At 56.2% G+C, this 12499-nt stretch carries 12 protein-coding genes; 7 read left to right on the top strand and 5 right to left on the bottom strand.

What is annotated here, in order from left to right; all coding sequences use genetic code 11:
- Positions 1 to 76: 76 nt before the first annotated feature.
- Positions 77 to 733 carry a GntR family transcriptional regulator gene (locus ACR0KC_RS10835; RefSeq protein WP_170423179.1) on the bottom strand — a complete coding sequence of 219 codons (657 nt, stop codon included), beginning with the start codon at positions 731 to 733 and terminating at the stop codon, positions 77 to 79.
- A 138-nt stretch (positions 734 to 871) separates the two neighbouring features.
- On the opposite strand from ACR0KC_RS10835, the gene dctP reads away from it, so the two are divergent.
- The 7 genes from dctP to ACR0KC_RS10800 all read left to right on the top strand — a co-directional run bounded on the left by dctP (position 872) and on the right by ACR0KC_RS10800 (position 7928).
- Positions 872 to 1858, top strand: coding sequence for a TRAP transporter substrate-binding protein DctP (gene dctP, locus ACR0KC_RS10830; RefSeq protein ID WP_170423177.1), 987 nt, complete (start codon positions 872 to 874; stop codon positions 1856 to 1858).
- A gap of 101 nt (positions 1859 to 1959) precedes the next feature.
- On the top strand, positions 1960 to 2502 hold the full coding sequence (locus ACR0KC_RS10825; RefSeq protein WP_170423175.1) for a TRAP transporter small permease: 543 nt from the start codon (positions 1960 to 1962) through the stop codon (positions 2500 to 2502).
- Between the two features lie 5 nt (positions 2503 to 2507).
- Complete coding sequence (locus ACR0KC_RS10820) at positions 2508 to 3824, top strand: TRAP transporter large permease (RefSeq protein ID WP_170423173.1); 1317 nt, start codon at positions 2508 to 2510, stop codon at positions 3822 to 3824.
- Positions 3821 to 5077: a malonyl-CoA decarboxylase gene (locus ACR0KC_RS10815; protein ID WP_170423171.1), complete on the top strand. Its 1257-nt coding sequence runs from the start codon at positions 3821 to 3823 to the stop codon at positions 5075 to 5077. Before ACR0KC_RS10820 ends, ACR0KC_RS10815 begins: the two co-directional genes overlap by 4 nt.
- A gap of 5 nt (positions 5078 to 5082) precedes the next feature.
- Positions 5083 to 6597, top strand: a complete 1515-nt coding sequence (locus ACR0KC_RS10810; RefSeq protein WP_170465649.1) for a malonate--CoA ligase — start codon at positions 5083 to 5085, stop codon at positions 6595 to 6597.
- Positions 6598 to 6724: 127 nt separating this feature from the next.
- Positions 6725 to 7132, top strand: a complete 408-nt coding sequence (locus tag ACR0KC_RS10805) for a universal stress protein (protein ID WP_170423167.1) — start codon at positions 6725 to 6727, stop codon at positions 7130 to 7132.
- 121 nt (positions 7133 to 7253) lie between these two features.
- Positions 7254 to 7928 carry an adenylate kinase gene (locus ACR0KC_RS10800; protein WP_480791147.1) on the top strand — a complete coding sequence of 225 codons (675 nt, stop codon included), beginning with the start codon at positions 7254 to 7256 and terminating at the stop codon, positions 7926 to 7928.
- 83 nt (positions 7929 to 8011) lie between these two features.
- Here the strand turns inward: ACR0KC_RS10800 and ACR0KC_RS10795 are convergent, their stop codons facing one another.
- The 4 genes from ACR0KC_RS10795 to ACR0KC_RS10780 all read right to left on the bottom strand — a co-directional run bounded on the left by ACR0KC_RS10795 (position 8012) and on the right by ACR0KC_RS10780 (position 12492).
- On the bottom strand, positions 8012 to 8323 hold the full coding sequence (locus tag ACR0KC_RS10795; protein WP_170611906.1) for a helix-turn-helix domain-containing protein: 312 nt from the start codon (positions 8321 to 8323) through the stop codon (positions 8012 to 8014).
- Between the two features lie 797 nt (positions 8324 to 9120).
- Positions 9121 to 10761: an ABC transporter ATP-binding protein gene (locus tag ACR0KC_RS10790; RefSeq protein WP_480762846.1), complete on the bottom strand. Its 1641-nt coding sequence runs from the start codon at positions 10759 to 10761 to the stop codon at positions 9121 to 9123.
- On the bottom strand, positions 10751 to 11671 hold the full coding sequence (locus ACR0KC_RS10785) for an ABC transporter permease (RefSeq protein ID WP_170596389.1): 921 nt from the start codon (positions 11669 to 11671) through the stop codon (positions 10751 to 10753). The genes ACR0KC_RS10790 and ACR0KC_RS10785 overlap by 11 nt, the downstream gene beginning before the upstream one ends.
- The gene (locus tag ACR0KC_RS10780) at positions 11668 to 12492 is read right to left on the bottom strand and encodes an ABC transporter permease (RefSeq protein ID WP_480586088.1); all 825 of its coding nucleotides are present in this window, start codon (positions 12490 to 12492) and stop codon (positions 11668 to 11670) included. The genes ACR0KC_RS10785 and ACR0KC_RS10780 overlap by 4 nt, the downstream gene beginning before the upstream one ends.
- Between the last annotated feature and the right edge of the window lie 7 nt (positions 12493 to 12499).

Here is a 12499-nt window from a genome sequence, read left to right as displayed (position 1 = left end):
GGCGCACTGGCATCAACGCTAGCTGACCAGCCCAGTCGCGCTCACAATGAAATTCCGCGTGTATTAATGGCAACTGCTACTCAGCTGCGCTCTTTAGTGAAGCCATAAGGTTGCGAAACTTCTCACCCTGTACGGCGACATGGTCACGCAGCGCATTCGCTGTTTCTTCCGGTACGCCTTTTTTCAGGGCTCTGACAATTTCTTCGTGTTCGGCCATGGACTGGGCCATACGACCACGGAACCGAAGCTGCTGTCGACGGAATGGTTTGAGCCTTCTGTGCAGCTTGGAAGTTTCTTGCTCTAAGAATGCATTGCCGGACTGTTGATAGATGATTCGATGGAACCGCTCGTTTTCCAGGTAGTACGCATCGGGATTGCCCGCATCCACGGCCAGTTGGCATTTGCTGTTAGCTTCGGTCAGTTCAAGCAAAGCTTCATCGGAAATGCGCAACGCCGCAAGTCGACCGCAAACGGCTTCAAGCTCGGCCATGACCTCGAACATCTCCATCAGTTCCACCGGGCCGGGCTGTCGGACAAAAGCGCCCCGCCGCGCTATCAGATCGACCAACCCCGACAAGGCAAGTCTCTGGAATGCTTCCCTAAGTGGCGTTCGTGAGACCCCGAACTGCTCAGCCAGTTTGACCTCATCTAGACGGTCACCGTCCGAAAATGTCCCGTCAAAAATCAGCTCTTCCAAATCCTGAGCGATGGTATCTGCAAGTCGTTGGTCCATAGGTTTCTGTTTTACTTGTGATTAGGCGAGAACTCAAGAAATCATATCTTGTATACAAAAACCTTGACTAAAAAAACATCACTGCCCTATGCTTCTATTCATCCCCGGCTCATCCGGGACTGAAAACGGGAGGAAAAAATGAAATCAGTGTTCAAAACGGCCGTCGCTGCGTTGGCGCTTGCATCCGCAGGTACATTGGTGTCAGCGGAGGAACTGCGCCTGTCACATCAGTGGTCGAACAAGGACATTCGCCATCAAGTAGCACAGATTGTTGCAGACGAGGTTGCGGCGGCGGACGTTGATCTGGAAATCAAGATTTTCGGCTCGAAATCGCTGTTCAAGCCGCGCGAGCAGTACAAGCCGCTCAGCCGCGGTCAATTGGATATGACCATACTGCCGCTGTCCTACGCCGGCGGTCAGCAGCCTGCCTATAATCTGACGCTGATGCCGGGATTGGTGAAAAACCACGATCACGCTGCCCGTCTGGCCGACTCGCCCTTCATGGAGGCGTTGGAAGAGAAAATGGCTCAGGACGACGTGATGGTGCTGGTGCATGGCTATCTGGCCGGTGGCTTCGCCGGTAAAGACAAGTGCATCACGAACCCTGAGGATGTCGCAGGCCTGCAGACTCGCGCGGCAGGTAAATCCTTTGAGCAGATGCTGGCCGGCGCTGATGCCTCGATCGCATCAATGGCGTCGTCGGAAATCTATAACGCCATGCAAACCGGCGTTTTGCAGGCGGCCAACACGTCGTCCTCGTCCTTTGTCAGCTACCGCATCTACGAGCAGGTTGCCTGCTATACCCCTGCGGGCGATGTGGCGCTGTGGTTCATGTATCAGCCGCTGCTGATGAACAAATCCACCTTCGACGGACTGAACCAAGATCAGCAAGCCGCATTGCTGGCTGCATCGGAAAAGGCACAGGCCTTCTATTTGGAAGAGGCCAAGAAACAGGACGCCAACTCGGCGAAAGTTTTTGCCGACGCCGGTGTTGAGATTGCGGAGATGAGCGCCGAAGACTTCGAAGCATGGCGTACGCTGGCAATGGAAACATCTTACAAGGCCTTCGTAGAAGAGGTTCCTGATGGGCAGGACCTGCTGGACAAGGCTCTGGCAGTCGAATGACCCCATCTTGCCGGGCGGCCTGCCGCCGCTCGGCATCCGATCTTGGTTCTGATCTTCTCTGATCTTCAGACTTAATTGCATCTCAATCACAGGAGGCGCAAATGGCCGGTCATAGCTCTGCCGTTGCTTCCCACACAGGGAACAATCCCTTCCTTCGCTTTGTCGCTGCGCTTTCAACTCTGGCTGGATGGTGTTCCGCAGGCATGATCGTCGCTGCTGTCGCCATCACCTGCCAGATGATCATCGTGCGCTTCGTGCTGAATCAATCGACCATTTGGCAAACCGAAGCGGTCATTTATCTGGTCATCGCCGCAACCCTGGTCGGTCTGCCTTATGTGCAGCGCCTGCGCGGTCACGTGAATGTTGACCTGATCCCGATTTCGCTCGCACCTCGAGCCCGCTTTTACATGGCGATCCTGACTTCGGTTCTGTCCATCGCCATCGTCTCAGTCATGCTGTTCTACGGCTACGAGTATTGGCACTTCGCATGGGAGCGCGGATGGAAATCCGACACCGTTTGGGGCGTTCGCCTGTGGATCCCCTACCTCGCCATCCCAGTTGGCTTTGGTCTGCTGTTGTTGCAACTGATCGCCGATCTCGTCGCCGTCCTGCTTGGCATCGATAAACCATTTGGTCTGGAGTAAAGCCGATGGATCCCCTTCTGCTCGGCGCTATTGTCGCCATCGCCACCATCCTTGTTCTTTTCTCGGGCGTGTCCGTGGCCATCGGCCTGCTGATCGTCTCGGCTGGGTTCCTAATCGTCTTTGACGGACCGCGCTCGCTGGAACTGATGCCGGAAATCCTGTTCGGCAAACTCGATAACTTCGCCCTTCTGTCTATCCCGATGTTCATCATCATGGGGGCCTCAATCGCCTCTACCAGAGCTGGAGCGGATTTGTACGAAGCGCTGGAACGCTGGCTGACCCGTGTTCCCGGCGGTCTGGTCGTATCAAACCTCGGTGCCTGTGCCCTATTTGCGGCTATGTCCGGTTCGTCACCCGCGACCTGTGCCGCCATCGGCAAGATGGGTATCCCGGAGATGCGCAAACGTGGCTATCCTGACGGCGTCGCCGCCGGTTCGATCGCTGCAGGCGGTACTCTGGGAATCCTGATCCCGCCATCGGTCACCATGATCGTTTACGGTATTGCCACCGAAACCTCGATTGGCCGTCTGTTTCTGGCCGGTGTGATCCCGGGCCTTATGCTGGTGGGTCTGTTCATGGCCTGGTCGCTGTATTCGACCTGGAAATCCGGTGACGCGACCCGTCTGGGTTCGGGCAGCTACACCTGGGCCGAACGGTTCGAGATTCTGCCGCGCGTGCTGCCCTTCCTCGGCATCATTCTGGGTGTGCTTTACGCCATGTATGGCGGTATCGCCACCCCGTCGGAAACGGCTGCTGTCGGTGCCCTGCTCTGCCTGCTGATCGCGATGATCATCTACAAGCTGTGGAACCCCAAGGACATCTGGGTCGTGCTGCGCGACAGCACCAAGGAAAGCGTGATGATCCTGTTCATCATCGCCGCTGCCGGTGTGTTCTCTTACATGCTCAGCTCGCTGTTCATCACACAGGCGATTGCCGAATGGATCGGTACGCTGGACGTGAACCGTTGGGTTCTGATGGGTGCGGTCAACGTGTTCCTGCTGATCGCCGGGTTCTTTCTGCCGCCCGTCGCTGTGATCCTGATGGCGGCACCGATCCTGCTGCCGATTATCACCACCGCTGGCTTCGATCCGATCTGGTTTGCGGTTGTACTGACCATCAACATGGAGATTGGCCTGATCTCGCCCCCTGTCGGCCTGAACCTCTATGTGATCAACGGCATTGCGCCCGACATCTCGCTCAAGACCATCCTGACAGGCTCTCTCCCCTTCGTGGCCTGCATGGTGATCGCGATTGTCCTGCTGTGCCTGTTCCCCGGTCTAGCCACATGGCTGCCTGACCTGGTGATGGGAGCAGCGGTATGACCCTGCTGGCGGATCTTCTATCCACCGTGTTCGAGCGGCGTTACCGCCGCGACGGCGCGGTGGCTCCGGATGGCCGACCACTGACCGAACTGGCCGACGCGCTGGTTGGGTCAGCGGGGGAAACTTCGGGGCTGGCGCTGGCCGAGGAAATCCTGACCCGGTTCGATACGCTGAGTGATGACGACAAGCTGGAGTTCTTCCGCTATCTCGCCACCGCCATGAATATCGATCCCGAGGCGGTACGTTCGTCACTGGACGAATACGAGCGCAACCCTTCGAAAGCGACCTATCGCACCTTTGCGGCTGCGGTGGAACCGGCCCGGCAGGAAATGATCCGCCGTCTGAACCGGGTACCCGGTGCCACCGGAGCGCTGGTTCAGATGCGCGCCGACCTATTGCGACTGGGCGGCAAGGAGCCCGAATTGCAGGCGCTTGACCTGGACTTCCGGCACCTGTTTGCCAGCTGGTTCAATCGTGGCTTTCTGGTGCTGCGCCCGATCAACTGGGAAAGCCCGGCGCATATTCTGGAAAAGATCATTGCGTATGAGGCGGTCCATGCCATCGACAGCTGGGATGACCTGCGCCGCAGGCTGGAACCCACTGACCGGCGCTGCTTTGCCTTTTTTCATCCCTCGATGCCTGATGAGCCGCTGATCTTTGTCGAAGTGGCGCTGAACAGCGGTATTCCGGGTTCCGTACAGGCCTTGCTCGCCGAAGACCGCGATCCATTGCCCGAAGATCAGGCCGATACGGCTGTGTTCTACTCGATCTCCAACTGTCAGGCCGGGTTGGCCAGCATCTCTTTCGGCAATTCGCTGATCAAACAGGTGGCCTCGGACCTGTCGGCTGAGTTGGCGGGGCTGAAAACCTTCGTCACGCTCTCGCCAATTCCGGGGCTGACCAAATGGTTGTCGCAGGAAGGCATCGATTGGAACATCGAAGAGCCCGATCAGATGAAAGCACTGGCCGCACATTACCTGTTGAACGCCAAAGGTCGGGGCGATCTGCCGTTCGATCCGGTGGCACGGTTCCATCTTGGCAACGGTGCGCTGGTCCATGCGGTTCATGCCGACGCGGATGTTTCGGACAAGGGCCGGGCACAGTCCGGTGGCACCATGGTCAACTATCTTTATGACCTTGGCCGCGTAGCGCAGAACCACGAACAGTTCGCCAACACCCGCGAGGTAATCGCCTCGTCCGAGGCCAAATCGCTTGCCGCGTCAGCCTCTCTCACCACGACACAGGAAAGGTAACCCTTATGGCCAATCCTCTCTATGACGGTTTGTTCGGCGCACATGCCGGTAAAGACACAGCCTTTTTGCAGTTGCTCGACGGAACGACCATCACCCATCAGGACTTCCTGAGCACCGCGGCACAAATCGCCCATGTGGCGACGCAGCTGGGCCTGAAACCCGGCGACCGGGTTGCGGCACAGATCGAGAAATCGCCCGAAGCGCTGGCGCTATATGCTGCCTGTGCGCAGGCAGGTCTTGTATTCCTGCCGCTCAATACCGCTTACACTGTGGATGAATTGACCTATTTCATCGAAAACAGTGGCGCCTCGCTGATCGTTTGTGACAGCCGCAGCGAAGAGAAACTCGCCCCGGTTGGTGCGCAGCTAGGCGCGAAGGTGGAAACCCTGAACGCCGATGGCAGCGGCAGCCTGATGGAGCAGGCTGCAGCAATGCCTGCCAGCTTTGAGACCGTTGACCGTGATGGCGACGATCTGGCCGCATTCCTCTATACATCGGGGACTACAGGCCGATCGAAGGGTGCGATGCTGACCCAGAACAACCTGTTGTCGAATGCACAGACGCTGGTCAAAGAATGGCGCTTCACATCCGACGACGTGCTGCTGCATGCGCTGCCGATCTTTCACACTCACGGACTATTCGTGGCCACCAATGTCACGCTGGCTGCAGGCAGCAGCATCGTTTTTATGCCCAAGTTCGATCTGGATGAGATCATCGGGCGGATGCCCAATGCCACGACCATGATGGGCGTGCCAACCTTCTACACCCGCCTTCTGGACGATGACCGCTTCACCAAGAATCTGGCCGCACATATGCGCCTGTTTGTTTCAGGCTCGGCACCCTTGCTGGCCGAAACCCATGTACAGTTCGAAGAACGCACCGGCCATCGCATCCTTGAACGCTATGGCATGACCGAAACTAACATGAACACCTCGAACCCCTATGACGGTGACCGCCGCGCAGGCACGGTGGGCTTTCCATTGCCTGGGGTCGAGCTGCAGATCTGTGATTCAGACGGCAATGCGCTGGCTCAGGGCGAGATCGGCGAGATCGAGGTGCGCGGGCCCAACGTGTTCAAAGGTTACTGGCAGATGCCGGAGAAGACTGCCGCCGAACTGCGCGAGAACGGGTTTTTCATCACTGGCGATTTGGGTCGGATCGACGAAGACGGCTATGTTCATATTGTTGGCCGCAACAAAGACCTTATTATTTCAGGCGGTTACAACATCTATCCCAAAGAAATCGAGCTGATTCTGGATGACCAGTCCGGCGTGCTGGAAAGCGCCGTTGTGGGCGTTCCACATCCCGATTTCGGCGAAACTGTTCTGGGCGTGATCGTTGCAGAGCGGGGCCAAACCCCCGATCTGGACGCAATGATGGAGGCCGTGCGCGGTAGCTTGGCGCGGTTCAAGCATCCACGCAAACTGATCCTGCTGGACGAACTGCCCCGCAACACCATGGGCAAAGTTCAAAAGAACATCCTGCGCGACCGATACAAAGACATGTTCGTGGCAGCGTAAGATGACCCTCCCCGGCCCAGTAGCCCCTCTTCTCGATAATGCTACGGGCCTAACTTCAACAACCAGGGCAGGCGGACCTGTTCCCTGCTCTGGTTGTTGAATTTTTCTACCTGCTGGAGAACCAGAAATGTATGGAAATATTCTAGTCCCTGTTTCCTTTGATACCGACCGCGACGCGCAAAGAGCGCTGGATGTCGCACAAACTCTCCGCTCGGATGGTGGTCATATCACTCTATTGCATGTCATTGAGCACCTTCCGCAATACACAAGCGACCTGCTTCCAGAAAACCATCTGGATATCGCAAAGACCAGTGTTACTGACAAACTGGGCCCACTAGTGGACGGGGTAGCGGACTCCAAAATTGAAATTGTCGAAGGACAGTCGGGCCGTGGAATTCTCGATTATGCAACGAATAACAATGCAGACTGCATCGTTATCGCAAGCCACCAGCCTGGATTGCAGGATTATCTACTGGGGTCCACAGCGGCACGCGTAGTCAGGCATGCAAACTGTTCCGTACACGTGGTGCGATAGTCTGGTCTAGGGATCAGAAGCAACGCCCACACACGACCGTCATACACCGCTAATACATCTGAAATGGCACTGAGCGGTCTATTCTAAGTCGTGTTTACGATATTCTCTAAGAGGAAAAAGAGTGACCAGCCCGAATACGTCTAAAGTGTTAATCCTTCTCGGCCCTCCTAGTGCCGGTAAGGGAACGCAATCCCGACTGCTTGAGCAAAAATTTGACTTGGTTCAGTTGTCGACAGGCGATTTGCTCCGCAGATCGATTGAAAGCGGCAGCGAAACAGGCAAGGCGGTGGAATCCATCATGGCTGAAGGCAGGCTCGTCGGAGATGACATCGTCATTTCGATCTTGCGTGACCGTATGAGGGATTCGGACTGTGCCGGAGGGGTGATATTAGACGGATTTCCACGCACGCTTAGTCAGGCGCGCGCATTGGATCAACTATTGGCGGAAACGGGGCAGCAGATCAGTGCTGTCGTCAGTCTTGCGGTGGATGACAAGAAGATGGTCGACCGCATTTCCGGTCGCTTTACCTGTGCAGGATGTGGCGAAGGTTACCATGATACATTAAAACCGCTTGAGGCAGCGGAACGCTGCGACAATTGCGGAGGCTCTGAGTTCAAGCGCCGCGCTGACGACAGGGCCGAAACAGTCGCCGCACGACTGACTGAATATCATAAACAGACTTCACCCTTGATCGACTACTATAGCCATATGGGCGTTTTGGCGAATGTTGACGCAATGGGACCGATCGAGGCAATCAATCGAAGCATCGAGGCCGCCATATCGTCAAGGTCGTGATGACAAAAGAAAGCAGAGGAATAAGACCTTTGCAATTACGCTTAGCCAAAGCAAAAACAGACCCAAGAAAGGCTGTTCAGACGTCATTTTCTTAAATGCGAAGCGTCTTTAAGAAAAGAAAAGCGCTTGCGGTAATCTCCTGGCGAGAGGTCGACTATTTCGTGAAACATTCGGCGGAATGCTGAAACATCCATATACCTCATATCCCGGGCGATGGTTTCGATACTGGACTGCGATAGTTCCAGCCTCTGACAGGCATTGGTGATGCGACGCTGTTGCAGGTATTCCGATGGCGTGAAACCCGTGGCCGTCAGGAATCGGAATCCAAAAGTGCGCAGCTCAAGTCGAGCGGTGCGGGCCAATTCGGAAACCGGGATCGGGCCCGCATAACGCATTTGCACTCAATGCTGCGTTCGAAGGATTGCGTTGCCCCCATGAGTCAGGTTGGGCGAAAAAGAGATGTAAAAGCTCTGCGCCCGCTCGCCAGGGTCGATCAGAAAAAAACCGGGTGACCTGCATCAGTGGTCGCGGTGCGAGCAGCTTGGTAGGCAAAGTGCTACTGCCACCTCCGACGAACAAGGCAGGGGATGCCAGATTGTGATCGACGTTCACTCGGTCCCAGATCTATTGTTCATGAGGCATCACCAAATTGGACTATGTCGTTCTAGGAAGTTTAGTCGGTAAGATCTTTTTGCGACGCATGTAAGGTGCGCTCTGCAGCATTCCAGCCACTACTCGAGCACCCATTGCAGAGAGCAGTCCCATGACCGTCGGAGATGATGCCATTGGGACAGTCATCACGACAAGCGCCGCTCGCACATTATTGATCGCAGCCTTGCACTCGTATTTTGCGACAAGGCTTCGCGCGCGCTGACTGAGGAAACCCGGCGAGGAAGGTTGCGATGACTGCAACCCATGTCACCAATGGGGTGTCGAAGAACGAGGCAATTACACGGCCTGCGGCGACCTCAAATATTAACCCTATGACAGCCCAAAAGAGGATCGAACTGATTGTGAACAAGAACATCAATGCGATCCAGTCAAAAGCCACCTTAATTCGCGAGTTGCTCCTGAGTTGCAGGTTCTCTTTACACCGATCTGTCGAGATGTCGGTAAAAACTGAGTTTCGGAATACAAGCAAAATGAGAAATCCACTGCGACTGAGATTCCCAAGTGTTGTTATTGCCCGCGCCTACGCAGTGTCATGTTTTGTATTTAAGTGATTTTCTTTTCGCTCTTTCAGCAGGTTCGTCAACCAATCCGGGTCCATCTCGGGAACCGAACTTAGCAGCAGCTTTGTATAGTCCGGGAAGGGTTCGGATAGAACGGTATTCTTCAATCCCTGCTCGACGACTTGACCATTCAGCATCACAACAATCTCGTCCGAAATAGCCTCGACCGTGGCAATGTCATGCGTGATGAACAGATAGGAAATTCCGCGCTCCTTTTGTAGGCGCATCAGCAATTGCAGGATGCCTTCCTGCACAATCTGGTCCAGCGCGGACGTCACTTCGTCACAAATAATCACCTCAGGGTCCGCGGCCAGAGCGCGCGCAATGCAAATTCTCTGTTTTTGTCCGCCGGACAATTCGCTGGGAAGACGATCAAAGAAGTCTTCCGACAACTCGATGGCTTCAAGCAGTTCGATGACCCGGTCCTCCTGCGCCCGGCCCCGCAGACCATGATAGAATTCCAGCGGACGTCCAATGATTTCACCTACGGTTTGACGCGGATTCATCGCGGTATCGGCCATCTGATAGATCATCTGAATTCTGCGCAGCTGATCACGGCTGCGGTTTTTCAGTTCGTTTGGCAGGACCTCGCCATTGAACGTGACCTGCCCGCTTGTGGCGGGCAGCAAGCCGGTGATCACCCGCGCCGTGGTCGATTTACCAGATCCGGATTCGCCGACAATCGACACCGTGCGCCCCCGCGGCAGGCTGATTGACACATTGTGCAACACCTTGGCGCTCTTGCCATAGGCCGCATCCACACCGTCAATTTTAAGGATGATATCATCCGAAGTCTCGGCTTGTTTTTGCAACAGACGCACGGACCAGAGGGATTTGGTATACTCTTGCTCGGGCGCAGACAGCATTTTGCGCGTTTCCGCCTCTTCTACCTCTTCTCCATAGCGCAGCACCTTGATCCGGTCCGCCATCTGCGCGACCACCGCCAGGTCATGGGTTATGTAGATTGCGGCGGTATGAAATTCTTCGACGATCCGGCGCATAGCAGTCAAAACTTCGACCTGGGTCGTCACATCCAGCGCAGTTGTCGGTTCGTCGAAAATGATCAGATCGGGACGGGGCGACATCGCCATGGCTGTCATGATCCGCTGTAACTGGCCACCGGAGACCTGATGCGGATAGCGGTCACCAATCGTTTCGGGATGCGGTAACGACAACGAGGCATAAAGCGCGCGGGCATCCTCACGCGCGACATTCTCGGGTTGCAGTCCCTCGCGCACCGTTGCAGCAACGGTCTGATCCAACAACTTATGCGCCGGGTTGAACGACGCAGCCGCCGATTGGGCCACATAGGCTATCCGCGATCCCCACAGATGCTGCAGCGCGTGGTCGTCGAGATCGCGCAACTCCTGCCCCTTGAACCGGATCGAACCGCCCGTGATACGACAGCCGGGCTGCGTGTATCCCATAGCCGCTTTGCCCAGCGTCGACTTGCCCGCGCCACTTTCGCCTATCAGGCCCAGCACCTCACCGCGCTTCAGGGTCAGGTTGACACCTTTGATGATCGGATTCCACTTTTCGTCCGAGAACCCCTCGATACGGATGTCGCGCATATCCAGCAGAAGATCAGTCTCAGTGTTCATCGCGTAATCCGCTTGTTTTGTGCAAGAACCAGTCGACGACAAAGTTGACCGCCACAGTGATCAACGCGATCGAGGCAGCGGGCAGCAGTGGCGTAATCCCGGCCTTGAAATCATATTTGGCGAACTGGATCAGATTGGCGGTCTCGCGCACCATTGTGCCCCAATCGGCGGTGGGCGGCTGAATACCGACGCCCAGAAAGCTGAGCGCAGCGATGGTTAGGAAAACGAAACAGAATCGCAGCCCGAACTCGGCCACCAGCGGAGGCATGATGTTGGGCAAAATCTCGCGACGCATCACCCAAGGCAGTTTTTCGCCGCGCAGCCGGGCTGCCTCGACATAATCCATCACTGCCACGTTCACCGCCACAGCGCGAGTCAGGCGGAACACGCGGGTTGAATCCAGAATCGCAATAATCAAAATCAACGACAGCGCCGACGAGCCGAAAATCGACAGCAGCATCAGCGCGAAAATCAGGCTGGGAATGGCCATAAATACATCTACGCCCCGGCTGATCAATTGATCCAGCCAACTGCGGTTAATCGCAGCGATCAGCCCCAGACCGCCTCCGATGAAGAACGCCAGCAGCGTAGTGACAAAAGCGATACCGATGGTGTTGCGCGCGCCATAGATCAGCCGCGACAGGATATCACGCCCGATCTGGTCGGTACCCAGCCAATGCTCGGACGACCAGGGTGCGTAAGGCGTCGGGAATACCTCGGCCTCTCCGTAAGGCGCGATGACCGGCGCTCCGATTGCCATGACTAGATAGAACAGGATCACAAACATGCCGAAAATTGCTGTCGGCGGCGCTTTCTTCAGCTCGATCCAAATACGCTCGCGCTTGCTGCGACGGGTCCGCACGCGACCCACCTCGGCGGCGGCTGAATATGTCTTGCTTGTCTGGCTCATTTTGGGTGCAGAAGCCTCGGGTTGGTGACGATTCCAATGATGTCGGCAATCAGGTTCAGAAGGACATATGTGGCGGCGAATATCAGGGCGCACGCCTGAACCACCGGGATATCGCGCGAGCTGACCGCATCGACCATCAGTTGGCCGACGCCGGGATAGACGAACACCACCTCGACCACGACCACTCCAACTACCAGATAGGCCAGGTTGAACGCGACCACCGTTGAAATTGGCGCCCACGCATTGGGCAGCGCGTGATGCAGAACCACGCGGCGGGCGTTCTCTCCTTTCAACCGCGCCATCTCGACATAGGGTGAAGCTAGAAGACTGATCAGCGAAGCCCGCGTCATACGCATCATGTGCGCGACGATTACAAGTGTCAGTGTAAGCGCAGGTAATATGCATTTGACGATCCGCTCGACCAGCGGCATCCCTGGCTCCACATTGGCCAACGACGGCAACACCGGCCATAGCGTTCCGAACAGCAAAATCAGGATATAGGCCACGAAGAACTCGGGGAACGAGATCGCCGTCAAGGTGCTGGCGCTGGCCAGCTTATCATAGCGCGAATTGCGCCACAGCGCGGTGGTGATACCCAGAAACAGCGCTAGCGGAACCGAGATCAGCGCCGCCATACCCGCAAGAAACAATGTGTTCCATAAGCGCGGTGCGACCAGTTCCACTACCGGACGTGATCGATCCACACCCGAACTCGCCCGACCTGAGAACGACGTTCCCAGATCCCCGGTCGCCAACGCACCGATCCAGTCGAAATATCGGATATAGGCAGGTTTATCGAGGCCAAGCTCGGCCCGGATCACCTTTCCT

This window comes from Ruegeria sp. CF3 (assembly GCF_056537365.1).
Note: the sequence above shows the minus strand (reverse complement) of the source record. Positions and strands in the feature narration are given on the sequence as shown.